The sequence below is a fragment of the Methylobacterium sp. CM6246 genome (assembly GCF_054818005.1).
On record NZ_JBTXKY010000001.1, the window covers coordinates 4,408,812 to 4,430,336 of the forward strand.

Annotated in this window: 30 protein-coding genes; 13 read left to right on the top strand and 17 right to left on the bottom strand. The window is 71.1% G+C overall.

Annotated elements, in window-relative coordinates; genetic code table 11:
• Positions 1-230 precede the first annotated feature (230 nt).
• On the bottom strand, positions 231-641 hold the full coding sequence (rpoZ, locus tag ACYQPG_RS21375; RefSeq protein WP_147855510.1) for a DNA-directed RNA polymerase subunit omega: 411 nt from the start codon (positions 639-641) through the stop codon (positions 231-233).
• Positions 642-957: 316 nt separating this feature from the next.
• Between rpoZ and fabD the strand changes: the two genes are divergently transcribed.
• From fabD to ACYQPG_RS21405, 6 genes are all read left to right on the top strand, one after another.
• Positions 958-1,899: an ACP S-malonyltransferase gene (gene fabD, locus ACYQPG_RS21380; RefSeq protein WP_461231702.1), complete on the top strand. Its 942-nt coding sequence runs from the start codon at positions 958-960 to the stop codon at positions 1,897-1,899.
• Between the two features lie 17 nt (positions 1,900-1,916).
• A complete protein-coding gene (gene fabG / locus ACYQPG_RS21385) occupies positions 1,917-2,654 on the top strand; it encodes a 3-oxoacyl-[acyl-carrier-protein] reductase (RefSeq protein WP_461231703.1) in 738 nt (245 codons plus the stop codon).
• A 277-nt stretch (positions 2,655-2,931) separates the two neighbouring features.
• Positions 2,932-3,171, top strand: a complete 240-nt coding sequence (locus ACYQPG_RS21390; RefSeq protein ID WP_007559070.1) for an acyl carrier protein — start codon at positions 2,932-2,934, stop codon at positions 3,169-3,171.
• Between the two features lie 186 nt (positions 3,172-3,357).
• Entirely contained in the window at positions 3,358-4,620 is a 1,263-nt protein-coding gene (gene fabF / locus ACYQPG_RS21395; RefSeq protein ID WP_461231704.1) for a beta-ketoacyl-ACP synthase II, read from the top strand.
• Between the two features lie 305 nt (positions 4,621-4,925).
• Positions 4,926-5,177: a DUF4926 domain-containing protein gene (locus ACYQPG_RS21400; protein ID WP_461231705.1), complete on the top strand. Its 252-nt coding sequence runs from the start codon at positions 4,926-4,928 to the stop codon at positions 5,175-5,177.
• Entirely contained in the window at positions 5,174-5,515 is a 342-nt protein-coding gene (locus ACYQPG_RS21405) for a DUF6883 domain-containing protein (RefSeq protein ID WP_461231706.1), read from the top strand. The genes ACYQPG_RS21400 and ACYQPG_RS21405 overlap by 4 nt, the downstream gene beginning before the upstream one ends.
• A 311-nt stretch (positions 5,516-5,826) precedes the next feature.
• On the opposite strand, the gene ACYQPG_RS21410 is transcribed toward ACYQPG_RS21405, so the two are convergent.
• From ACYQPG_RS21410 to ACYQPG_RS21425, 4 genes are all read right to left on the bottom strand, one after another.
• Positions 5,827-6,552 (bottom strand): YidB family protein, encoded by a 726-nt coding sequence (locus ACYQPG_RS21410; RefSeq protein ID WP_461231707.1) that lies wholly within the window; start codon positions 6,550-6,552, stop codon positions 5,827-5,829.
• A 309-nt stretch (positions 6,553-6,861) separates the two neighbouring features.
• Positions 6,862-7,032, bottom strand: a complete 171-nt coding sequence (locus tag ACYQPG_RS21415) for a hypothetical protein (RefSeq protein ID WP_187193645.1) — start codon at positions 7,030-7,032, stop codon at positions 6,862-6,864.
• A 98-nt stretch (positions 7,033-7,130) separates the two neighbouring features.
• Positions 7,131-7,400 carry a hypothetical protein gene (locus ACYQPG_RS21420; RefSeq protein WP_147910680.1) on the bottom strand — a complete coding sequence of 90 codons (270 nt, stop codon included), beginning with the start codon at positions 7,398-7,400 and terminating at the stop codon, positions 7,131-7,133.
• Between the two features lie 494 nt (positions 7,401-7,894).
• A complete protein-coding gene (locus ACYQPG_RS21425; protein ID WP_461231708.1) occupies positions 7,895-10,024 on the bottom strand; it encodes a BON domain-containing protein in 2,130 nt (709 codons plus the stop codon).
• A gap of 231 nt (positions 10,025-10,255) precedes the next feature.
• Between ACYQPG_RS21425 and ACYQPG_RS21430 the strand changes: the two genes are divergently transcribed.
• From ACYQPG_RS21430 to ACYQPG_RS21445, 4 genes are all read left to right on the top strand, one after another.
• Positions 10,256-12,292: a molybdopterin-containing oxidoreductase family protein gene (locus ACYQPG_RS21430; RefSeq protein ID WP_461231709.1), complete on the top strand. Its 2,037-nt coding sequence runs from the start codon at positions 10,256-10,258 to the stop codon at positions 12,290-12,292.
• 110 nt (positions 12,293-12,402) lie between these two features.
• Positions 12,403-13,254, top strand: coding sequence for a hypothetical protein (locus tag ACYQPG_RS21435; protein ID WP_461231710.1), 852 nt, complete (start codon positions 12,403-12,405; stop codon positions 13,252-13,254).
• 108 nt (positions 13,255-13,362) lie between these two features.
• Entirely contained in the window at positions 13,363-13,605 is a 243-nt protein-coding gene (locus tag ACYQPG_RS21440; protein ID WP_461231711.1) for a hypothetical protein, read from the top strand.
• Positions 13,606-13,672: 67 nt separating this feature from the next.
• Positions 13,673-14,002, top strand: coding sequence for a hypothetical protein (locus ACYQPG_RS21445; protein WP_461231712.1), 330 nt, complete (start codon positions 13,673-13,675; stop codon positions 14,000-14,002).
• Positions 14,003-14,039: 37 nt separating this feature from the next.
• Here ACYQPG_RS21445 and ACYQPG_RS21450 read toward each other — a convergent pair whose 3' ends face one another.
• The gene (locus tag ACYQPG_RS21450) at positions 14,040-14,267 is read right to left on the bottom strand and encodes a hypothetical protein (protein WP_147907041.1); all 228 of its coding nucleotides are present in this window, start codon (positions 14,265-14,267) and stop codon (positions 14,040-14,042) included.
• Positions 14,268-14,939: 672 nt separating this feature from the next.
• Here ACYQPG_RS21450 and ACYQPG_RS21455 point away from each other — a divergent pair.
• Entirely contained in the window at positions 14,940-15,194 is a 255-nt protein-coding gene (locus ACYQPG_RS21455; RefSeq protein ID WP_147907040.1) for a hypothetical protein, read from the top strand.
• A 49-nt stretch (positions 15,195-15,243) separates the two neighbouring features.
• Here the strand turns inward: ACYQPG_RS21455 and ACYQPG_RS21460 are convergent, their stop codons facing one another.
• The 3 genes from ACYQPG_RS21460 to ACYQPG_RS21470 all read right to left on the bottom strand — a co-directional run bounded on the left by ACYQPG_RS21460 (position 15,244) and on the right by ACYQPG_RS21470 (position 16,487).
• Complete coding sequence (locus ACYQPG_RS21460) at positions 15,244-15,465, bottom strand: hypothetical protein (RefSeq protein ID WP_461231713.1); 222 nt, start codon at positions 15,463-15,465, stop codon at positions 15,244-15,246.
• Between the two features lie 229 nt (positions 15,466-15,694).
• Positions 15,695-16,183, bottom strand: coding sequence for a phasin (locus ACYQPG_RS21465; RefSeq protein ID WP_147907038.1), 489 nt, complete (start codon positions 16,181-16,183; stop codon positions 15,695-15,697).
• 103 nt (positions 16,184-16,286) lie between these two features.
• Positions 16,287-16,487 (bottom strand): hypothetical protein, encoded by a 201-nt coding sequence (locus ACYQPG_RS21470; RefSeq protein ID WP_147907037.1) that lies wholly within the window; start codon positions 16,485-16,487, stop codon positions 16,287-16,289.
• Positions 16,488-16,607: 120 nt separating this feature from the next.
• Between ACYQPG_RS21470 and ACYQPG_RS21475 the strand changes: the two genes are divergently transcribed.
• Complete coding sequence (locus ACYQPG_RS21475) at positions 16,608-16,802, top strand: hypothetical protein (protein WP_147857078.1); 195 nt, start codon at positions 16,608-16,610, stop codon at positions 16,800-16,802.
• Positions 16,803-16,928: 126 nt separating this feature from the next.
• Here ACYQPG_RS21475 and ACYQPG_RS21480 read toward each other — a convergent pair whose 3' ends face one another.
• The 3 genes from ACYQPG_RS21480 to ACYQPG_RS21490 form a co-directional block, all read right to left on the bottom strand.
• Positions 16,929-17,234 (bottom strand): hypothetical protein, encoded by a 306-nt coding sequence (locus tag ACYQPG_RS21480; RefSeq protein ID WP_147907036.1) that lies wholly within the window; start codon positions 17,232-17,234, stop codon positions 16,929-16,931.
• Between the two features lie 77 nt (positions 17,235-17,311).
• On the bottom strand, positions 17,312-17,596 hold the full coding sequence (locus ACYQPG_RS21485) for a hypothetical protein (protein ID WP_246692640.1): 285 nt from the start codon (positions 17,594-17,596) through the stop codon (positions 17,312-17,314).
• On the bottom strand, positions 17,593-17,775 hold the full coding sequence (locus tag ACYQPG_RS21490) for a hypothetical protein (protein WP_461231714.1): 183 nt from the start codon (positions 17,773-17,775) through the stop codon (positions 17,593-17,595). The genes ACYQPG_RS21485 and ACYQPG_RS21490 overlap by 4 nt, the downstream gene beginning before the upstream one ends.
• 168 nt (positions 17,776-17,943) lie before the next feature.
• Between ACYQPG_RS21490 and ACYQPG_RS21495 the strand changes: the two genes are divergently transcribed.
• Positions 17,944-18,333 (top strand): heme utilization protein, encoded by a 390-nt coding sequence (locus ACYQPG_RS21495; protein WP_147907034.1) that lies wholly within the window; start codon positions 17,944-17,946, stop codon positions 18,331-18,333.
• A 39-nt stretch (positions 18,334-18,372) separates the two neighbouring features.
• Here the strand turns inward: ACYQPG_RS21495 and ACYQPG_RS21500 are convergent, their stop codons facing one another.
• The 5 genes from ACYQPG_RS21500 to ACYQPG_RS21520 all read right to left on the bottom strand — a co-directional run bounded on the left by ACYQPG_RS21500 (position 18,373) and on the right by ACYQPG_RS21520 (position 20,909).
• Entirely contained in the window at positions 18,373-18,657 is a 285-nt protein-coding gene (locus ACYQPG_RS21500; RefSeq protein ID WP_461231715.1) for a PilZ domain-containing protein, read from the bottom strand.
• 112 nt (positions 18,658-18,769) lie between these two features.
• Positions 18,770-18,952, bottom strand: coding sequence for a hypothetical protein (locus ACYQPG_RS21505; protein ID WP_147857066.1), 183 nt, complete (start codon positions 18,950-18,952; stop codon positions 18,770-18,772).
• A 247-nt stretch (positions 18,953-19,199) separates the two neighbouring features.
• Positions 19,200-19,562 (bottom strand): hypothetical protein, encoded by a 363-nt coding sequence (locus ACYQPG_RS21510; RefSeq protein WP_147907032.1) that lies wholly within the window; start codon positions 19,560-19,562, stop codon positions 19,200-19,202.
• Between the two features lie 356 nt (positions 19,563-19,918).
• Complete coding sequence (locus ACYQPG_RS21515; RefSeq protein ID WP_187193712.1) at positions 19,919-20,188, bottom strand: hypothetical protein; 270 nt, start codon at positions 20,186-20,188, stop codon at positions 19,919-19,921.
• 271 nt (positions 20,189-20,459) lie between these two features.
• Positions 20,460-20,909 (bottom strand): Ros/MucR family transcriptional regulator, encoded by a 450-nt coding sequence (locus ACYQPG_RS21520; protein ID WP_461231716.1) that lies wholly within the window; start codon positions 20,907-20,909, stop codon positions 20,460-20,462.
• Positions 20,910-21,525: the final 616 nt, after the last annotated feature.

Sequence of the window (21,525 nt, forward strand, 5' to 3'; positions counted from 1 at the left end):
GTCGGTTCCTGGGGGGCGCGCGGAGTCGGGATCACGGCGGACTCTCCCGCAACGGGCGTGCCGGCGCCAGCCCCCGGCGAGGGAAAAGCGCCGGGGGCTGGCGTTTCGCCGTTCGAACGCAAGAACCCGGCGTCTCCGCCGGGTCCGGTCGCGGTCAGGTCGTGATCATCCAGACCCACGTGGTGCGGCTCGCTGTCCTGGGCTTACACGCGCCTCGGTGATTCTCGGGCTCACTCGCCCTCGTCGTCGGTCTCGACCGGCGGAGCGAGGTTCTCGAGGCCGCGCAGCAGGTCCTCCTCGCTCATGCGGTCGAACTGGACCGCCCCATCGTCGCTGGAGGATTGCGGGGCCACGGCGGCGGCGGCCGGCGAGCTCGACAGCAGCGGCACGGTCTCGGCTTCCGGCTCGTCGACCTCGACGTATTTCTGCATCGAGTGGATCAGCTGTTCCTTGAGGTCGTCGGCCGTGATCGTCTCGTCGCCGATCTCGCGCAGGGCCACGACGGGGTTCTTGTCGCGGTCGCGGTCGATGGTGAGCGGGGCGCCGGCGGCCAGGAGGCGGGCCCGATGGCTCGCCAGGAGCACCAGCTCGAACCGGTTCTCGACCTTCTCGATGCAGTCTTCGACGGTGACGCGCGCCATGCGGGGCGGCTCCTCAGCTAAAGCGACGGGTGATGTCGGGTGTGGCCGCACTCTACACGGAATGGCGTTGTGCAACAAGCACAGCGGGTTGCGCAGGGCGCGCGTCTGGCGGGCGCGGGGACAGGGGCGTGGGACAGGGGCGTGGGACGGGGGCAGCTGCGGTGCTTCGCGGCGGGCAGGGTCCGGGCGGGTGGCGGATTGTGCGACGCATTGTTGACACCCGCTGCCCCGGGTGCGAGTGCGCGCCCCATTCGAGAGTTTCGGCCGACACGGGCGGCGTTCGCGCGCCGCCCGGCGAGAGCGATCAAGACAAGCCATGCGCGCACTCATCTTTCCCGGCCAGGGCAGCCAGGCGGTCGGCATGGCGAAGGCGCTGGCCGAGGAGTTTTCGCAGGCGCGGGCCGTGCTCGACGAAGTCGACGACGCCCTGTCCCAGCCGCTCTCCCGGCTGATGTTCGAGGGGCCCGTCGAGGAACTCACCCTCACCACCAACGCCCAGCCGGCCCTGATGGCGGCGAGCCTCGCGGTCCTGCGCGTGCTGGAGGCCGAGCGCGGCCTCGACCTCGCCCGGGACGTCGCGTGCGTGGCCGGGCATTCGCTCGGCGAGTACGCGGCGCTCGCGGCCGCCGGCAGCCTCTCGATCGCGGATGCGGCCCGGCTGCTGCGCCTGCGCGGCGAGGCCATGCAGGCGGCGGTGGCGCCGGGCGTCGGCGCGATGGCGGCCCTGATCGGCACCGATGTCGAGGCGGCCCGCGGCATCGCGGAGGCGGCCTCGCTCGAATCGGACGGTGCGGCCTGCGACGTCGCCAACGACAACGGCGGCGGCCAGGTGGTGCTGTCGGGCGACCGGGCGGCCGTGGAGCGCGCCGTCGGCATCGCCACGGAGCGCGGGGTCAAGCGCGCCGTGATGCTCAACGTCTCCGCCCCGTTCCATTGCCGCCTGATGGCGCCCGCCGCCGACGCGATGGCGCGGGCGCTGTCCGCCGTGACCCTGAACGCCCCCCGGGTGCCGCTCTACGCCAACGTGACCGCGGCCCCGGTCGCGGAGCCCGACGCGATCCGGGCGGCCCTGGTCGAGCAGGTCACCGGTACGGTGCGCTGGCGCGAGAGCGTCGCCGCCATGGCGGGCGCGGGGGCCGACCAGTTCTACGAGCTCGGTGCCGGCAAGGTGCTCACCGGGCTGGTCAAGCGCATCGCGCCCCAGGCCCGCGCCGCGGCCATCGGCACGCCCGCGGACGTGGCGGCGTTCTCGCTCTAGGACAAAGGGAGTCCCGCATGTTCGATCTCACCGGCCGGAAAGCCCTCGTGACCGGCGCCACCGGCGGCCTCGGCCAGGCGATCGCCCGGGCGCTGCACGCCCAGGGTGCCACCGTGGCGCTGTCCGGCACGAGGCCCGCGGCGCTGGAGGCCCTGGCCGCGGAACTCGGCGAGCGGGCGAGCTCGGTGGCGGCCGACCTCTCCGACAAGGGCTCGGTGGAGGGCCTCGTGCCGGCGGCCGAGGCGGCGATCGGGCCCCTCGACATCCTGGTCAACAATGCCGGCATCACCCGGGACAACTTGTTCATGCGGATGAAGGACGACGAGTGGGAGCAGGTGCTCGCCGTCAACCTCACCGCGGCCTTCCGGCTCTCGCGCGCGGCGGTGAAGGGCATGATGCGCCGCCGCTCCGGGCGGATCGTCAACATCGGCTCGGTGGTGGGCGCGACCGGCAATCCCGGCCAGGGCAACTACGCCGCCGCCAAGGCCGGCCTCGTGGGCATGACCAAGGCGCTCGCCGCCGAGGTCGCCTCGCGCGGGATCACGGTCAACTGCATCGCGCCGGGCTTCATCAGCTCGCCGATGACCGACGCGCTCAACGAGAAGCAGCGCGAGGGCATCCTGGCGCGGGTGCCGGCCGGGCGGCTGGGCGAGGGCGCGGAGGTTGCCGCCGCCTGCATCTACCTGTCGTCCGCGGAGGCCGCGTACGTCACCGGCCACACCCTGCACGTGAACGGCGGGATGGCGATGTTCTAGGTCCGAAGCGATGCCCTAGACACGCGCGGGCCACACCGATGAAGGGATTCTGAACGGCTCTCGCCAGGGCGGGAACCCTGTGCTACCACGCCCCGCAGCCGTACAGGGGGTTGACGGTTCAGCGGGTTTTCAGTCCAAGGCCCCCCGGCGGGGCCCTCCCAGTTCACCTCGAAACACGCGCGATCGACACCGGCTCGCCAACAAGCCCGAAGGGGCGCGGCGCGGCCACGGCACCCCGAGAAGACTGACAGACCAAAAGGACGAGGACGGAAGACCGATGAGCGATATCGCTGAGCGCGTGAAGAAGATCGTCGTCGAGCATCTGGGCGTCGAGCCCGAGAAGGTGGTCGAGAGCGCCAACTTCATCGACGACCTCGGTGCCGACAGCCTCGACACCGTCGAGCTGGTCATGGCCTTCGAGGAAGAATTCAACGTCGAGATCCCGGACGACGCCGCTGAGACCATCCAGACGGTCGGCGACGCGGTGAAGTTCCTGGAAAAGAACTCGGCCGCTTAAGGCGCCGGATTCGGTTTCACGCGGCGCGGGTGAGGCGAAGCAGCCCCCGCGCCGTTCTGCGTTTCGCGGTTCGGTGGCACCGATCCGGCCGCGATCGGTTGTTCGAGATGCGCTCCGGCACCGGGCCGGCGTCGATGGCGGCGGGGGAGCGCTTCCCAAGACGGTTCTTGAGACGGGACAGGTAGCATGCGGCGGGTGGTGGTCACGGGTCTGGGGATGGTCACGCCGCTCGGCAGCGGGGTGCAGCACACCTGGAGCCGTCTGATCGCGGGCGACAGCGGCGCCGGCCCGATCCGCGGCTTCGAATCCGCCGACCTGCCCTGCCGGGTCGCCGCGCAGGTCCCGTTCGGCGACGGCACCGACGGCACCTTCAACCCCGACGCGGTGATGGAGCCCAAGGAGCAGCGCAAGGTCGATCCATTCATCGTCTACGCGATGGCGGCGGCCGACGAGGCCCTGAAGGACGCCAACTGGCTGCCCAAGAGCCATGAGGAACAGTGCGCCACCGGCGTGCTGATCGGCTCCGGCATCGGCGGCATCGGCGGCATCTACGACGCCGCGATCACCCTCCACGAGAAGGGCCCGCGCCGGATCTCGCCGTTCTTCATCCCGGGCCGGATCATCAACCTCGCCTCCGGCCAGGTCTCGATCGCCTACGGGCTCAAGGGCCCGAACAACGCCGTGGTCACGGCCTGCTCGACCGGCGCCCACGCCATCGGCGACGCGAGCCGCCTCGTGGCGCTCGGCGACGCCGACGTGATGGTGGCGGGCGGGGCCGAATCGCCAGTCAACCGCCTGTCGATCGCCGGCTTCTCGGCCTGCCGCGCGCTGACCACCGGCTTCAACGACACCCCGGAAAAGGCCTCCCGCCCCTACGACCGCGACCGGGACGGCTTCCTCATGGGCGAGGGCGCCGGCATCGTCGTGCTCGAGGAGTACGAGCACGCCAAGGCCCGGGGCGCAAAGATCTACGCCGAGGTGGTCGGCTACGGCCTCTCGGGCGACGCCTACCACATCACCTCCCCGTCCCCGGACGGCGACGGCGCCTTCCGCTGCATGACCGCGGCCGTGAAGCGCGCCGGCATCTCGCCCGCCGAGATCGGCTACATCAACGCCCACGGCACCTCGACGCCGATGGGCGACGAACTGGAGCTGAAGGCCGTGGAGCGACTTTTGGGGGATGCTGCCGCCAACGCGACGATGTCCTCGACCAAGAGTTCGGTCGGCCACCTGCTGGGCGCCGCCGGCTCGGTCGAGGCGATCTTTTCGATCCTCGTCCTGCGCGACGGCGTGATCCCCCCGACGCTCAACCTCGACAACCCCTCCGTCCAGACCAAGATCGACCTCGTGCCCTTCGAGGCGAAGCGCAAGCAGGTGGACGTGGTGCTGTCGAACTCGTTCGGGTTTGGCGGGACGAATGCGTCGCTGGTGATGCGGCGGGTCGCCTGACGGCCGAAGCTACTTAGTCTTGCGTGATTAAAAGCAGGGTCGCGGGTCTCAGCTGCGTTTCTGACTGTGCGATCCCAAACCTCAACCTCATTCTGAGGTGCTGCGCAGCAGCCTTGAAGGAGGCCTCCAGGGATTGAGGTGCTGGCTGGAGGCCTCCTTCGAGGCCTCTGCTTCGCTTCGGCGCCTCAGGATGAGGCTGCGGGTGGGAAAGACTAGGGACACCGGCTCTCGGGAGACCGATAGTCTTCAGCTTGGTCTTCGGAAACGGTGCTTGCGCAATCCCGGCACGCGCCTATCATGCCGCCATGACGCTGGAATTCGCCTACCAGTTTCGGCAGGACGCATCGCGGTCGGGTCTGCGGGATCTCGACCGGGTTGCATTGATGACGGCTGCGACCAGCGACGATGGCGATGTGCTGGCACCGGGCACGGAGGGAACCATCGTCGGCGTTTATCGCGACGGTGAGGCCTACGTGGTCGAGTTTCCGACACCCGTCGGCGCGCTGGCGACGGTCCGGCCCGGGGACATCAGACTCGTCGAGCGCGTCCCGGTGTGACCGCCGACGTCGAAGCGATCGTCTGGACCGTCGAATGGCCCAAGATCGTCAGCTACCTGCTCAACCCTCTGCATACCGATGGCGCCTCCAAAGCCAAGTATCTGCAGGCCTTCGGCTATGCCGCGGAGGAGCCCGAACGGCTCGCCGGTGATCTGGTGAAGCATGCGGTCGATCATTGGCCGGGGCGCGCCGTGGTGCTTCCCCTCGGCTTGCCGCGCCGCGTGTTCGAAGGCCCTCTGGAAGCGCCGGATGGACGTGTCATGTCGCTCCGCAGCGTTTGGGAAGTCACCAGCGCTACGCAGTGGCGGTCCCTCACCGCTTACCCTTGGAAGTCCTGACGGGCGATTCGGTCTCCGCTGGAGGAGGACGTCGGCGACGCGCCGAATATGTTTGATGATCGTCCCAACCTCCCCCTCATCCTGCGGTGCCACAGAGTAGGCCTCGAAGGAGATCTCCAGAGGTCACGGTGATCCCTGGCGGGCTCTTTCCAGGCTGCTGCGCAGCACCGCAGGATGAGGGAGAGATCGGAAAATCCGCTTGTGGCAGGCGGTGATCGCTTGAACTCTTATGCTTCAGAAGATCGAAGCTTCGGGTCGCTTACGACCCACCAAGTCATTCCGGCTTTCCTGCACGCGGGTGACCGCAACCCTCACCACCCCCGCCGCTCCTCCGCCCCCGGCACCCGCCCCTGAGGCGTGAGCGCGTGCACCACCTCCGGCAGCGCCTGGGCGAGCTGCGAGAGCAGTGTCTCGCGGTCCATCCCGGTCTGGCTCTGGAGGGTGTCGAGGGTGTCGGGGCCGAGTGCCTGGGCGAGTTGGGCCGGGGCCACCGGGCGGTTACCGCCGTGGCCGATCCAGGATTCGATCACGTCGCCCAAACCGCCCTGGCGGAAGCGGTCGACCAAGCCGTCGAGGCCGCCGAGATCACCCTGTCCGTCATCCTGTCCGAAACCGCCGCGCGGGGCCGGGTCGGCGCCGGTCCGGGCCGGGCCGGACTCGCCCGGGCCGTCGAGCATGCCGGACAGGTCGGAAAAATCGCCGGGCGGCAGGGACGGGTCGGAAGGGCCGGCCTCCCGGCGCTGGCCGGACTGGTCCCAGCCGCCGATGTCGCCCGGGTCGCCGCGCCCGCCGGAATCGGCCGGGTGCTGGCCCGGATCGCGCCCGTAGGGGCCGGCGCCGCCGGACCGGTCGGCCTCGGGCCCGGGCTCACCCTGATGGCCGCGCCCGAAGATGTCGCCGAAGCCGCCGCTGGCGCCCTTGGCGAGCAGCAGCATCAGCAGGGCCTTCACCAGGGGCGACATCCCCCCGGCCCCCTGCTTCTGGCCGCCGAACACCTGACCGAGCACGCCGCCGATCGCCGATTCGAGCAAACCCATGCGCTGACCTCCGGGGCGGGCTCCGCCCGGGCTGACAACGGCGTCGGAGGGGTGGGGGTTGCAGGCCGGAGTGGATGTTGCGCGTTCACTCCCTCCCCCCTCTGCGGAGGAGGGTGGGCCGCCCGTCAGGCCGGGTCGGGAGAGGGGTGTGCCGTGTCCGGAGAGGTCATGACGGGAGCCATACGCTGTACCGTCGCGCTACCCCTCTCCCGACCCCCTTCGGGAGCCACCCTCCCCCGCAGAGGGGGGAGGGAGCGCGCGCGTCGTCGGCGGGGCGAACCTTCTTTGGAACGCCGCCCCCGTGGATCCTCAGCGGGCCAGCGAGGCCTGGGCGGTGCTGGCGTTCGTCGGCTCGACCAGCGGGACCGTGGCGGCCGAGAGCGCCAGGGCGGCCAGGAACAGGCCGGTGGCGGCCGCACCGGCCCGGGGGCGCGGCAGGCGAAGGGCGTAGCGTCGGGCGGAGCGCGTCAGGTTCGGCATCGGATCGCCTCTTCTGGGTGTAGGCCCCATGGGCCATGCATGCTGACGCAACGTCGGCGGGGGGTGGACCGGTTCCCGTGCCGTTCGACGCCGCGGCGTCAGGGCCGCGCGGCCAGTCGGCGGCCCAGGGCGCCGAGCGCGCAGCCGGCGAGGTAGGGCGGCAGCATCAGGGCGGCGCCCTCCAGCCACAGGCCGAGCAGCCCCGGCACGATCCCGGCGAGCGCGATTCCCGCCAGCAGCACGGCCAGCCCGCACAGGGCGAGCGGCACCCCTGGCCGGGCCGGCCAGCCCGCGAGCGCCCCGACCAGCAGGCCGAGCGCGGACGCCCCGGCGAGTCCGGGCCAGAAGCCGGCGATCAGCAGCGTCACGGCCGTCCGGCCCTCCCGGCGGCGCTGCGGCAGGGCTGCCCGCCCCGCTCCCGCATCCTGAGAGGCCGTGAGGCCTTCGATCGATCGCCCGTCGGTCTCCCGGGCGCCGATCGCGATCGCGCCTCGGGATACCGTGCCGGTCCCCTCTTCCGCACCGGAGAGCAGGCCTGTCGCGGTCGGTCGTCGACCTCGGCCCCGAACCTGCGGGAGCCATCCCAACTCGGCTCGCGCAGCGGGATGGCCCTTCCGAGCAACGCCGCCACGTCATCGTCTGTCCCGAGCGATGAAGCGAACGCCTCACAGCCTCCCACGAGCCGCCTCGCCGCGGTCGCGTCGCAGGAGGCCCCCGGATGCCGCGGCGATCCCCGGCGCCCTCCTTCGAAGCCGCTGCGCGGCATCTCAGAAGGACTGGGCGGGTCGGAATAGGGGGCGGTCACGAACGTCATGTGGCAACGATCATAGGCGCAAACCGGCGCGGGCGCGCGGTCCTTCCCTCACGGCAGCAGCGCCAGGATGACGGGTCCGGCCGGCGCGTCCGGCCCGGCGCCGACCTGGTCCGGCCGCACGCCAGCCTGGAGCAGATACTCGATCACGGCCTGGGCACGCAGGCGCGTCAGGTCGAGGGGCGGGTCGTCCGTGGCCTCCTTGGGGGGCGAAGGCTTCGCGGACTTCTGGGACGACGCGGGCCTGGAGGCGGCAGACTTGCTCTCCGAACTCTTGCCCCCCGAACTCTTGCCCTCCGAACTCTTGCCATCCGCCTTCTTGCCATCCGCCTTCTTGGCGGCTTCGGGTTTCTTCGGGGCCGCGTGCGTCTCGGCCTGCGCCTTCGGGGCGGGCTTCGCGGGCTCCTTCGGCGCATCCTTGACCGCACCGGTCGCCGCCGGCTGGGAGGCCATCGGGGTCGGCGGGACCTCGACCGCGGCCCCCGCCCCGGCCCCCGCCCCGGCCCCCTCCCCGGCCACTGCCCCAGCCCCCTCCCCAGCCGTCCCCCCAACCCCTTGGGCCGGCTTCGCCTTGGCCGGGTCGGCCGGGGCCGAGACCGCGATGCGCAGGGTCGGGCAGGCCTTGGCCAGGGCCGCAAGGGTGTCGAGCACCGAGTAGAAGGCCGGCCCGAGGGTCGCACTGCCGGTTGGGAAGCGCAGGGACGTCCCGGCGATCGCGGCGCCCGCCTCCGCCCGGCAGGCGGCCGGGTCGCGGGTCTCGGCGGGCTGGCGGGCCGTGACGGCGGCCCGCCCGGTCCAGCCGGGGGGTAGCACCTCGGCCAGGCGCTCCGGCGTCCGGGACGCGGCCTCGCGGTAGAGGCTTTCGCCGGTGAGCGTCAGCGCCCGGTCCGAGACCGCCACCTCCCCGGCCGCGAGGTTGGCCACCAGGGGGGCGGCCGCCGCCAGCGCGGCGCCGAGGTCCGGCGGGGCGCCGTCGGCCAGGCGCGTCCGGTCGATCACCGGCTCGCGGAACAGGCGCGGGCGCAGGGCGGCCAGCACCCGCTCCCGGGTGGCGTCGTCGGGCAGGTGGCCGGTGAGCGTGACCGCCTCCGGGGTCCGGCGGATCGCAACCCGGTAGGGCGAGAGCGGCCGTGCCGCCAGCGTCACCGGGCCGGGCTTCACGCCGGCGGGCCGGGCCTCGCGCATCAGCGCGGCGGCGTCGGGAATCGCCTGAGCGTCGATGGCGTCGCCGGTGACCGAGACGGAATCGTCCGCGAAGGTGACGGTGCCGGACTGGATCAGCTCGGCCAGCCGGAACGCGAAGCCGATCAGGGTCTTTGGGTCGATCGCCGGGTCGAGCCCCCGGGCGGTGAGCAGCCGGTCCTGCACGCTGCCCCCCGGGACCGCTTCGGCGGCCGCCCGCAGGGCCGCCTCCCGGTCCGCCGCGGAGGGCGCGAACCCGTCGAGCACGATTCCCCGGGCCGACTTCGCCACCGAGAACCGGAACTGCGCCACCGCGGGCGGCACGATCTCGATCCGCCCGACGCTGAACCCGGCCGGCGGGTTCGCCAGGGCGGTCCGCAGCGCCTCGTAGGCCGGCACGTCCAGGGCCTCGCCGGACAGGCTGAGCACCGTGTCGCTGAGCGCCGCCCGGCCGCCCTTGGCGAGCCCGGACAGCCGCGCTGCCAAAAACGCCGCCGCGCTGGCGAAATCGGGCGGCGCGCCCCGGGCCGCCCGGGCGGTGTCGTCGAGGGCGGTGCCGGGCGCCAGCGCCCCGGTGATCTGCGCCTCCAGGGCCTGCCGTCCGATCTCCGCCGGGCGGCTGCCCTCCAGCGCCACCCGGGCCGAGCCGGTGCGGATCGCCGCCCACAGGAACGGCGCGGCGGTCTCCACCAGGCCGATCTCCGAGACGATTCGCCGGGGGCCGTCCAGGGCGGCGAGCTTGGCCAGCACCGTCTCGCGCTCGCCGACATCCGGAGCCTCGCCCTCCGCCGCCAGGTCGCGTCCGCGCGCCTCCAGCCGCAGCCAGGGCTCGCCGGCGGCCGTGGCGGTGCCGGACGCGACCCGCGCGCCGGCCGCGTCGAGGGCGTCGGCGATCTGCGGGGTGGCGAACAGCGTCGCGCCAGCCCAGATCAGCGCGAGCGCGGGCAGGCCGGCGAGCCAGCCGGCGCGGCGCAAGCCTTGAGCGAACTCTTCTGGCAACGGTACAATCGTTGGTTAAAGCGGATCCGGGCCGCGAGACCATACCGGCAATCCGGCAGGATGAAGGCCTTTTCTTCAACGGACCGGGCTGGAATTCCTCGATGGCCGGCAGACCAGCCGCAGGGACGGATCGCAGCCAGCGCGCGGCTTTCGCGTGCGCCCGCCTCAAAAAAGCACGGCGCTTGCATCATCCCGGCCATCACCACGAGACTACGCCACGGAGTGTGTCGCTTGGCCCGGACCGTCTGCCCGCACGATTGCCCCTCGGCCTGCAGCCTGGACGTGCAGGTGGCGGACGGCCGCGTCGTCTCGGTGAAGGGGGGCGACAACCCCTACACGGCCGGGGTGATCTGCGCGAAGGTCAGCCGCTACGGCGAGCGGGTCCACCACCCGGACCGGATTCTCGGGCCGCTGGAACGCGTCGGCGAGAAGGGCAGCGGCCAGTGGCGGCCGATCACCTGGGACGCGGCCCTCGACCGGCTGGCCGCGGCCTTCCGCGAGACGGCCGAGCGCTACGGTCCGGAGGCGGTCTGGCCGTACAATTCCGGCGGCACGATGGGCCTGGTCCAGCGCGACAGCATCCACCGGTTGACCCACGTGATGGGCTATTCCCGGCGCAAGCGCACCATCTGCACCGCCATCGCCATCGCCGGCTGGAGCGCCGGGATCGGCCGCATCGCGGGTCCGGACCCGAGGGAGATGGCGCTCTCCGACCTGATCGTGGTCTGGGGCGGCAACCCCGTGAGCACCCAGGTCAACGCGATGAGCCACATCAGCCGGGCCCGCAAGACGCGCGGCGCCAAGCTGGTGGTGATCGATCCCTATCGCACCGGCACCGCCGCGGCGGCCGACCTCCACCTCGCCCCCCGGCCCGGCACCGACGGGGCGCTGGCCTGCGCGGTGCTCCACGTGCTGTTCCGCGACGGTCACGCCGACCGGGCCTACCTGGCGGCCCATGCCGAGGACACGGTGGCGCTCGAGGCGCATCTCGCCACGCGCGACCCGGCGTGGGCGGCCGCGATCACCGGCCTCACGGTCGCGGAGATCGAGGCGTTCGCGGCGCTCTACGGGTCGACGCCGCGCAGCTACATCCGCTGCGGCTTCGGCTTCACCCGGACGCATAACGGCGCGGTCAACCTGCACGCGGTGACCTGCCTGCCCACCGTGACCGGCGCCTGGCAGCACGAGGGCGGCGGCGCCCTCTGGCAGAACGCCGCGATCTTCAACTGGGACAAGACCCTGACCGAGGGCCTCGACGCCAAGGCCCCGGGGGTGCGCGAACTCGACATGAGCCGGATCGGCGCGATCCTGGCCGACGATCCCGACGCCCTGCAGGGCGGGCCGCCGGTGCGCGCGATGCTGATCCAGTCGGCGAACCCGGCCGCCTCGGCTCCCGACAGCAACCGGGTGCGCGCCGGGCTGCTGCGGCCGGACGTGTTCGTGGCCGTGCACGAGCAGTTCATGACCGAGACGGCGGCGCTCGCCGACCTCGTCCTGCCGGCCACCACCTTCCTGGAGCACGACGACATCTACGGGGCCGGCGGGCACAGCCACATCCAGTCCGGGCCGGCCCTCCTGCCGCCGCCGGGGGAATGCCGCTCCAACCACGACCTGATCGCCGCCCTCGCCGGCCGGCTCGGGGCCGGGCATGCGGGCTTCGACCTGAACGCCCGGGATCTGGCCGACGCGACCCTGGCCCGCTCGGGCTGGGGCGGCCTCGGCCGGCTGGAGCAGGAGCGCTGGATCGACGCGCAGCCGGGCTTTGCCGAGAGCCATTTCCTCACCGGCTTCGGCCACCCGGACGGGCGGTTCCGGTTCGGGCCGGACTGGTCGGCGCTCGGTCCGCGCGCCGCCGGCATGCCAGCCCTGCCCGACCATTGGGCGGTCTCGGAGCCGGCCGACGCCGAGCGTCCGTTCCGGATGGTGGCGCCCCCGGCCCGCCAGTTCCTCAACACGACCTTCTCGAACAGCCCGGAATCGATCCGGCGCGAGGGCCGCCCGACCTGCCTGCTCCATCCGGAGGACGGCGCCCGCCTCGGGATCGCCACCGGGGACGCGGTGGAGATCGGCAACACCCGCGGCCAGGTCCGGCTGCACGCGCGCCTCGCGGAGGGGCAGCCGCCCGGGATCGTGGTGGTCGAGAGCCTGTGGCCGGCGGCCTCGTTCTCGGGCGGGCGCGGCATCAACGCGCTGATCGGCGACACGCCGGCCGCCCCCAACGACGGCGCCACGTTCCACGACACCGCGGTGTGGGTGCGGGCGGCCTGACGCGACGGCCCGACCCGGCCCTTGAATCAGCGGCGGGACCCGAGACGGCGGAACCCACCCGAATCGGTTGTGTTGGCCCAGGACACACCGTCTCGTGGAATCCGACAGCCATGCGGGTCATCCTCGCCGCCGCCCTGCTGGTCCCGTTCGCCGCTCCGGCCTGGGCCCAGAACCTGTCCGCCACCGCGACGGTCCCCGCGGCGGCCTCCCTGGAGCCGCTGACGGCGACCGCCAACCCGGGACAGCTCAGCCTCGGCGGCGGCTCCACCTCCGGCCCGTTCCCGACCCTCTCGGCCCAGGGCGGCGGCCTCGTGAATGCCGGGCAGCTGAGCTTCGGCGGCGGCGGTTCCGGGGGCGGCAGCATCGCGCCGCCGACAGGCGCCACCAGCGCCGGCACGGCCCGGCTGGGCCTCTCGGGATCCGGATCGACCGGCGGCGCCGGCGTCACCGGAACGCCATCGAGTTCGAGCGGAACCGGGAGCACGATCGGCGCGACCGGCACGCGCAACGGCTTCAACACGTCGACGCGTTCGGCGATCGGGTCGATCTCGGGCAACGCGCTCTCGAACTTCGGGACGGGGGGCTTCGGCGGCGGCTCGGCCATCGGCACGAGCCTGAACACCAATGCGACCTCGGCCTCGGCGGTGGCCTCCGGGGCGGGCGGATTCGGGACCGGGGCCGGGATCGGCACCAGCTCGGCGGGGCTGACCGCCGTCGACCCGGCCGTGACCGCGGCGTCCGCCACAGCCACCGCCACCGGGGGCGGCGCGTTCGGCGGCGCCGGCATCGCGGGCGCTGCGAACGCGGCGCCGGTCCAGGACCTCGCCGGGGCCGACACCGTGGCCCGTGGCGGCGGCGGAGCGGTCGGCGGCGCCGGCATCGCGGCCGGGACCGGCCAGACCGACACCGCCTGCAACGGACCGCTCGCGGTGGCCTGCTTCGGCGCCGCGAACGCGTTCTGAGGCCGTCGCGAGGACTGGCGGAACCCTCGCGAAAGGGCTGCCGTTGCTTCAGGTCCGGCACCTCGGCCGGGATGGGAGGCGACGATGCGAGACGTCAGGAGAGCCGTTATGCTGGGCCGCGTTTCATGTGCGGCCGTTCTCGCCATGGGCCTGTCGAGCGCAGCGTTGGCCCGCGATGTCGCGTCCGCGACCCAGGGTGCCAAGGGCCGGACCGGCGCCCTCCACGGCATCGGGTTCAACGCCCCGCGATTCGGCTCCGATCTCCGTACCTCTAAAGACCAGCCCTATACGTGGCCGGTGAGCGACCGATATCATCCGGTCTCCAAGCCGTTCTACGGCCGGGCTTACTGAGATTCACCCGGCCGGCGCGCCCCGGCGTGCCGGTCACCGTCCTGCGGGGAGAAGCGGAGAGAGCGACATGCCGGTGCGGTCTCGGCTGATCCTGGTCGTCCTGGTCTGCGCCCCCGTCTCCGCGCTGGCGGGCGAGTTCGCGCCGACGGCGCCCGCGCAGGGGATGATGATGCCCCCGCCGGATCCCGGCATGGCAAACAGCGCGCCGAGCCAGGCGCCCCCGGCCGATGCGGGCGCCCCGGCGCCGGCGCAACCCGCGACTGCCGACCCGGCCGCCGGCCGCAGACGGTTTCAGGTGCTCGGCAGCGGCTTTCCTGCGACGGATGGAAAGTTGCCGAACCAACGGACCGGTCCCCGCCGGGCCCATGTGGTGCACGACATCTGCATCGGGTGCTGAGCGGATCCCCTCACCCTCCACTGTCTGACACCGGGCATCACTGCAGGGCGCTCGATCGGGTGTTGGCCCGGATCCAGCCCGGTGAGAGCACGTCGCCCTCCTCGGTGATGATCCAGGGCTGCGCGTCCTCCAAGGCGATCGCCTCGGCCGCCGCCGCAAGCGCCTCACGCAGGGTCGCGTAGGGGCGCCCTTCGGCGGACCGCCCACGCGAGCGGTTCGGCCACACGGTCAACTCGGCACGCTTGTCGAGGTCTGCGGGCGTCATGGGCACGCTCCGGATGACGTCAGAATTGAACTCTGTCTAACCGGCTCATGTGACGTGAGCCTGGCGTTCGTGTTGCCGGTTCGTGTCGCGAACGCTGCGAGGCCTGCCCACCGTCGCGATCCGTGCGACGTGGCGCCCGGGCCGGCCCCTCACGATCCGGAGCATCCGGCTCCGAACCGACGCCTCGTCAGGAAATGTCGCGCGCCGCCGACCTCCTACAAGGGGGAGGCGCCGAGGTTCGGGAGAACTTTTTTCTACGCTGCCGGACGCCGCTTCACGTTTCGTCTGCCCAGTCCGACCGTCGTGGTGCCGGCGCGGGCGCGCGAGCACGTGTTCGAGGGTGAGCGATCACGGCCGCCGAACGGCGGAGGGCGGCAGCGCTGCCCGAAGGAACCGCAGGCTTCCCTCGCCGGGACCTGCGTGGTGAAATAAACTTTCGCGCGAGATCAATTTATCTTTTCCAGTTCAGGGACGGCAATTTAGTTCAATTGTCTCGAATGCATGGCGCGATCTGCCCCGGAACACGGGCATCGCTTAGGCGATCGCGCGAAAACTGCATAACCGTTCCGGCGATGCGTTATGTTGCAATGCGAAATGAGCATACCGCATCGCACAAATCCGTGGTCTCATGCACTCAGCGATTGCATCCCGCGATCGAACCGGAGTCGCACCATGCGCACGATCCTCATCCTCGCGTCGGCGGCGCTCACCTCTGCCGCCATCTTCACCGCCCCGGCCTTCGCGCAGGACGACCTCCACCTGACGCCGCCGCTGTATCGCGACCAGGCCCGCGCGACCACGCAGGCGCGCTCGGCTCACGATCTGACCACCACCCCCCAGCCCGTGTCGGCCACGCATGCCGGCCGCATCCCGGTGGCCGCCGTCGTCCGGCCGATGGACCAGGCCTCGGCCGAATCGGCTCGCTGAACTCGTCGCGCCGCGTTGAGCCGGACCGGGATCCGGTTCGGCGTATCGGCTATCGGACGAGGTGCAGGTCCTGCGCAGCGAGACTCGGTGAGACGCCGCGCTCGATCAGGCGGCGGGTCCGGGCGCGCTGCTCCGGTCCTGTGTTCAGCACAGCGCTCGTGGCGTGGTAACTCTCCAGCCACAGGTCGAGCCACGCAGAGTGCATCGCAACCGCGAGAAGGGCCGCGTTATCGGCCTGGCGGATGCCGAGCCGGATGGCTTCGTCCGTCAAGCGTCCAACTTCGCCGTACATCATCGGCAACTCCACGTCCCGGATAGAGCGCGCGCCGCCGAAGGAGGGACCCGTTCAGCGTGAGCGAGCGCGTGGCATCGAGGACTGAGAGCCGCTCCCGATCGCAATGTGATCGGAAACGGCTCCCGCAGACGGCGTCAGGACATGTCTCGTCCGAACGCGACCGGAGGCGACGGCCCCGAAGGGCCGGGTCTTCCGGTGCCTGCGCTCAGTGCGACGCCTGGTCAGCGGCGTTCTGCGTCTCCTGGCCCATCTGCTGGGCCGCATCCTGACCTTGCTTGACCGCCTTGCGGGTCTCGTCGACACCCTGCTGCATCGCAGCCTTAGCGCGCTCGGCCCCCTGTTGCATCGCACCCTGCGTGAGGCCGCCGAGTTCCTTGGCCTGGGACTGCATCGCGGCGAACCGCTCGCGCACGTATTCGGCCTGGAGTTGCATCGCTTCCGGGAAGGACTTGGCGGCTGCGAGCTTCTGCGCGAGGTCGAACGCCGCACGGACGTTCTGTTCGGCATAGTCCAGGCTGCGGGCGTAGATGTCCGAAGCATTGGTCCGGGTCAGGTCCGTCGAGCCCTGAAGGGTATCGGTGGCGCGGCGTGCCGAACCGATGAACGTTCCGAACGCCTTGCGGGCCTGCTCGACACTGGTTTCGGCCAGATCGCGCATCTGCGGCGGGACCTCGAAGCTGGGAATGTTAGCCATGACTGGTCTCCTTCGGCCGCACGTCTGGCCGCGGCCATGGCTGTTGTGCACTGCACAAGCGATAAGGTCCAGGGATGGGCGCGTGACGGGACCCCCGATTCTGTCAGATCTCCGTCTCGCGCCGGACGACCGCGTCCTCGCCACCGCCCTTCTGCGACAGCCCGACCTCGGGCGCGTCGTCGCTGGTCGGCAGGGGCTTGTTGGAGGCGCCCGGCTCGGCCTCCGCGGGGCCGGTCTCCACCTCCGGGTCGACCGGAGGCAACGTCCGATCCGGTACGCTCGTGGGCTCTCGCGAATCAGTCATGCGTGGCCTTCCTGGTCCGGGGAAACGTCGCGACCGCCTTGCGGGTCCCGGGGCGCCCGCGTCGGTGGGCAGTATCGCGTGCGCCGCGCTATATGCGGGCGGGGATTTGAGGAGAGCGTCGTGTTCACCGTCAAGGGGATCGATCCGTCCGGCCGCGTCATGACCTTCGCGTGCGGGACCGACGAGCAGGCCATGGAGAAGACCTGGGAACTCGTCCGGCGCGGGTTCCGGGAGATCGTGGTCGCCGATCCCAAGGGTAAGGAGATGTCGGCGGCCGCGTTCGAGCGGTCCCTGGATATCGACTGGGGCGAGTGAGCCGCCCCGGCGCGCGACGTTCGTTTCGCGGCGCCGTGGGCCGGGTGCCGGCACCCGCCCGCGTGGATGCGCCTCGCGCGCATCGTCCTTGTCCGAAAGCCGGCGGCCGCCTTCCGGAACGCGGCTTCAGCGGTTGCCGAGTGCCGGACCGCCCGCGGTGCCGCCGGTGCCGGGCGGGCCGCTCGTCGGCGTGCCGCCGATATTCACCCCTGGTGTCGTGCCCGGGACGGAGGAGTTGCTGGGATTGGCCGTCGCGCCCGTGGTGATCGGGGCGCCGGGTCCGCTGCCCACCGTGCCGGCTCCGACGCCGCCTGTGGTGGGCGGTGCGGTGACCCCTGTATTGCCGGCCCCCCCGGTGGTCACCTGCGCGGCGGCCGGTCCGGCCAGCAGGAGGGTCAGGGCGCCCGAGAGCGCCAACGTCGTACGGGTCATGGGTTCGTCCGTTCCTTGCGGTCGGACGCCAACGGGCGCGGGCCGCCGAAGTTCGACCCGATCCGCCGCCAGCCGGTTCAGTGCAGCTCGTAGCAGTTGGTGATCACGCGCGGATTGCGGGTCACGTCGTACAGGATCGAGCACTGAACCAGGTACCGCGTGTCCTTCCTCCGAAACAGGATCAGGGACGATCGGTTGTCGAAGGTGCCGGTGTAGCCGGCGATCTCCCAGCCGTCGGCGCTGAGCCGTTCGACGGTGAGCGGCTCGGCGGCGTCGGCCGCCAGGACCGACGCCAGCGAGGCGGCCAGGCCCAGGCACACCCGCATCGGCCGGGGCGCCCGCACGATACCGGCGGTCTTCACAGGCCCGACACGTCGTCGATCTCCGGCGCCGGCTCTCGTCCCGGTGGCGCGGGATCGTCCTCCGGAGCCGGAGGCAATCGCGGCGGCGGCATGTCGCCGGTATTGGGCGGCATCGGCAGGCCCTGGGGCAGCTCGGGTTCAGGCGCCTCGTCGGCGCCGGGTGATCTCGGATCGGGCATGGCGGGTCCCCCGGGGGCGGTGCCGCGTCCCGCGATCGGCGGGCCCGGCACGGACAGAACGGTTGTCCTGCGCGAAGGTGCCCGCCGAATGGCCAAGGCAACCGTTTTGGCCTCTCACGGTTCTGTCTCGGCGTGGTCGGTCCCGGCGGCGCGAGCGAGAGTGACCCCGTGCCCCGTTGCCTTGTCCCGATCCTGACCGCGACCCTGATCGTCGGCGTCCTGACACCAGCCCTCGCGGGTACGAAGAAGATCAAGATACCGAATCGCTACGACGGCGCCTGGACCATCGTGGCGACGACCTCCGAAGGGCCCTGCGCGGCCTCGACGAGCTATCAGGTCCAGATCAAGGACAGCGACGCCTCGATCCCGGGGGACGACGTCGATATCGACGGCGGCGTCTCGTCGAGCGGTCGCGTCGCGGCCACGATCACCAGCGGCTCGAACACGGTGCCGATCGACGGCAGCCTCGACACGCAGGGCGCCGGCAGCGGCACGTGGCGGTCGACCGGCGGGATCGTCACCTGCAGCGGCCGCTGGAACGCGCGGCGCTCCGGCTGACAGGCGCGCCGGCCGGGGGAATCTCCGGTCGGAGGGATCTCAGGCCGGCCGGCGACGGAGGCTCGGCCGGGCGGGTTCCGGCTCGTTCGTCGTCGCGCCGATCTCCTCCGCCTTGCGCCACACGGAGCGGCAGACGAGGATCTCGGCGCTGGCGTCGATGTTGAGCACGAAGTGCTCCGGCACGATCTCGGCGTTCGGAAGGGCGACGCGGACGCCGCCCAGCGAGCGATCGTAGACGATGCAAGGCAGGCTGCGGTGCTCGTCGATGGAGATGCTGCCGGTCTCGTTCAGCACCGTGCGCGGGGCGCTCCGTCGATCAAGCATTGCCGTCTCGTGAACTGCGAAGCGCGCAGGATCGGCGCGTCGGGTTCAGAACCGGTTCCGGAAATGCATCGGATTGTCCGCGTCCGCCCTCAAAGGAGGGTGCGAGGCCTCACTATCCGGTGACCACCCCGACCAGCGTCGCCAGGAACCCGAGGGCGACGGCGCCGATCCCGCTCATGAACATCACGTCCCAGCCCGCGAAGTCCTTCGACCGGGGCGCGCGGGTGAAGGCGAACGCGGTGACCGCGACGCCGCACACGATGAGGGCGACGGCGATGGTGATCGGTGTGGACATGGCGTGTTCCTCCGACGCCGGCTTGCTGGCCCTTTGGGCTCTTGTCAGGACGATTGCAGCCGGCGTGATCTGCTTTCAGGACGTCCGTCCTCGAAACATGACAGACGTTCCAAGTGGGAACAAGGCCATAATCTGTTCTGCACTGCAGAACGACGGTGGAGCGCGCCGCGTTATCTGGCACCCGCGGCGGTTATTCCAGGCGAAAAACCTGGAAGGTCCCTCTGCTTACGGTGGTGGGCCGAGCCCCTCAATCCACAAAGACCCGAACGCCGTCCGTGTTGAGGATGTCCCGCTGGTCGGCGCACCATTGGTCCGCTCCGACCTCCGCGATGGTCTTGGCGACGCGTTGGCCTTCCTCCGCGATGGCGGCCTGAGCCCTTCGACGGCCGAGGGCGGCGTCGAGGGCCCTTCGCACCGTCCGGGACAGACCCTCGGACACCGTGTCGTCCACGGTGTAGATCTTGCGGCAATACAGGACGATGCCGGCCTGGGCGCCGATGATCCGCACCAGCCCCTCGATCGTCTCGGTGCGCTTGTCGTCCTCGGCCATCGCGGGTGCGGACGGCAGGGTCGACGCGGCCAGCGCGGCGGCGAGCAGAACGCGTCTCATCGGTGTGGGGATCCTCTGTGGGCTGGGGAACGACGCAGCGCGCGCGGCGCCGACCCCGCGACACAGAGAGATAGGGCTGCCGCTTCCGGATGCCCCCCGGGCCCGAGACTCGGCGAAGCGGCATCGGATCGCGGCACGCAGGCCCGGTTCGTCCTGGGCCCTGCGCGATGGGGCTCGCGAGCGGACCTGTCCGTCCCCGGCGGGTCGGCCTCCGGCAGGACCGGTTGGACCCTACGCCCCTGAAGCACCGATCGCGTGCGAACCGAAGACTCTCCGGCCAGCGACTCTCCGGCCGGCGACTTTCCGGCCAACGACGTGCGGGCCGAGTATTTCCAAACCGAGTATTTCCGGGCCGATTATTTCCTAGCCGACATCATGTCGTGGGTCAGCACGGTCAGCTTGCCGATCAGGCTGGAGATGTCGGCGCCCTTGCACGACCAGTGCGTGCCGATCGCCTCGCCATCCGTCGAGACCGAGACGACCGCCACCGAGCGCAGCCGCCCCTCGCGGGCGAGGGCGAGCTGCTCCTGCAGCACCGCGATCACCGAAGCGGTGTCCTCGTCGGCCACGGTCGGCGCGATATGCGTCGGGAAGGCCACCACGGAGTTCGTCTGCTCACGCTTCATCATGCTTCGACCCAGCACCTGTTCTTCACAGGTACCGGCGTGGGCATCAGCTTTGTGCAGAGTGTGGCAGCTTGTCCGTGTCGGGCCACGTCGCAGACATGTGTGGCTGCGGGGCAACGATTACGGGCCGGACCGAATGACGTGACGGCCCGGACTTGTAGAAGGCGGCACGCTGGCGACGGATGAGGGATCCGGAGGGCGCGCACCGGTCGTGCAGGGCCGGGACGACCTCGGCGGCATCCGCCGCCGGAGGCGTCGAAGTCGATGTCGCTCAGGCCGCCTTGCGACCTTTGCGCTCGCGGTGGGCCATGGCACCGGGCTGACCCAGGCCGATCGCCTTGGCGAGGGCGGAGCGCTGCTCGGCGTAGCTCGGGGCGACCATCGGGTAGTCGGTGGGGAGGCCGTAGCGCTCGCGGTAGCTCTGCGGGCTGAGACCGTTGGCGGTCAGGTGCCGCTTGAGCGTCTTGTAGGTCTTGCCGTCGATGAAGCTGACGATCCCGTCATGCTGGACCGACTTGCGGATCTGGCCCGCGCTCGGCTTGTCGACGGCCACGGGCGCCTCAGCACCGGCTGCGGCGGCGCTCGTCCCGGAGGCGAGACCTGCGATCGCGCCGTGCACCCGGGCGATCAGGGCCGGCAGCTCGCTGGCCGGAACGGGATTGTTCGATACGTAGGCGGCGACGACGTCGCCCGCCAAGCCGATAAGGTCAGGCGTGTGCACAATCGCTTCTTCTGTCACTTCATGGTTCCCGATGTACCCCTCACACGCGATTTGCTACTTCTCCCACCCGAATGCAAGTTACAAAATCATTCTTCTGGATGCGTAACGGACATGATCGCTGTGCATGCTCGCGCCCCCGGGTAGGGAATTCTGACACAACCGTCAGGTGAACTATCCTGGCGGTCTGCAGATTTAAAAAATCATTGCCCCAGTGTTTCCGGCCCGCGCCCAATCGTTTGCCGCGTCTGAGATTATACGGATTCCTGGTCCGGCCCGTGATTCGAACCGTTTGGTCGAAGACCCGATGATGCGTCCGCCGGCCCGAGCGTAGCACCACATGCTTTGTCAGCGCAGGCGTGGAATATTCTTCTTCAACAGAGTGATCGTTGGATCAGGGGAAGTTGTCAGGCCTCCGCAGCATCTCGGCGTTGGCCTGCCGGCGTTGGTTGCGACACGGTGAGTGTGTGTGCAGGACTGTGCGCCCGACGTTGCGACCACGGCTGGACCTGCACGGTGGGGGCGCAGAGGGGATCGAGCGTCATGGTTAAGGCACAGCCGCGATCCCCCGGTGGCGTCCGGCGCCAGCCCTCCCCGGCTCCGCACCTTGCATGATTGG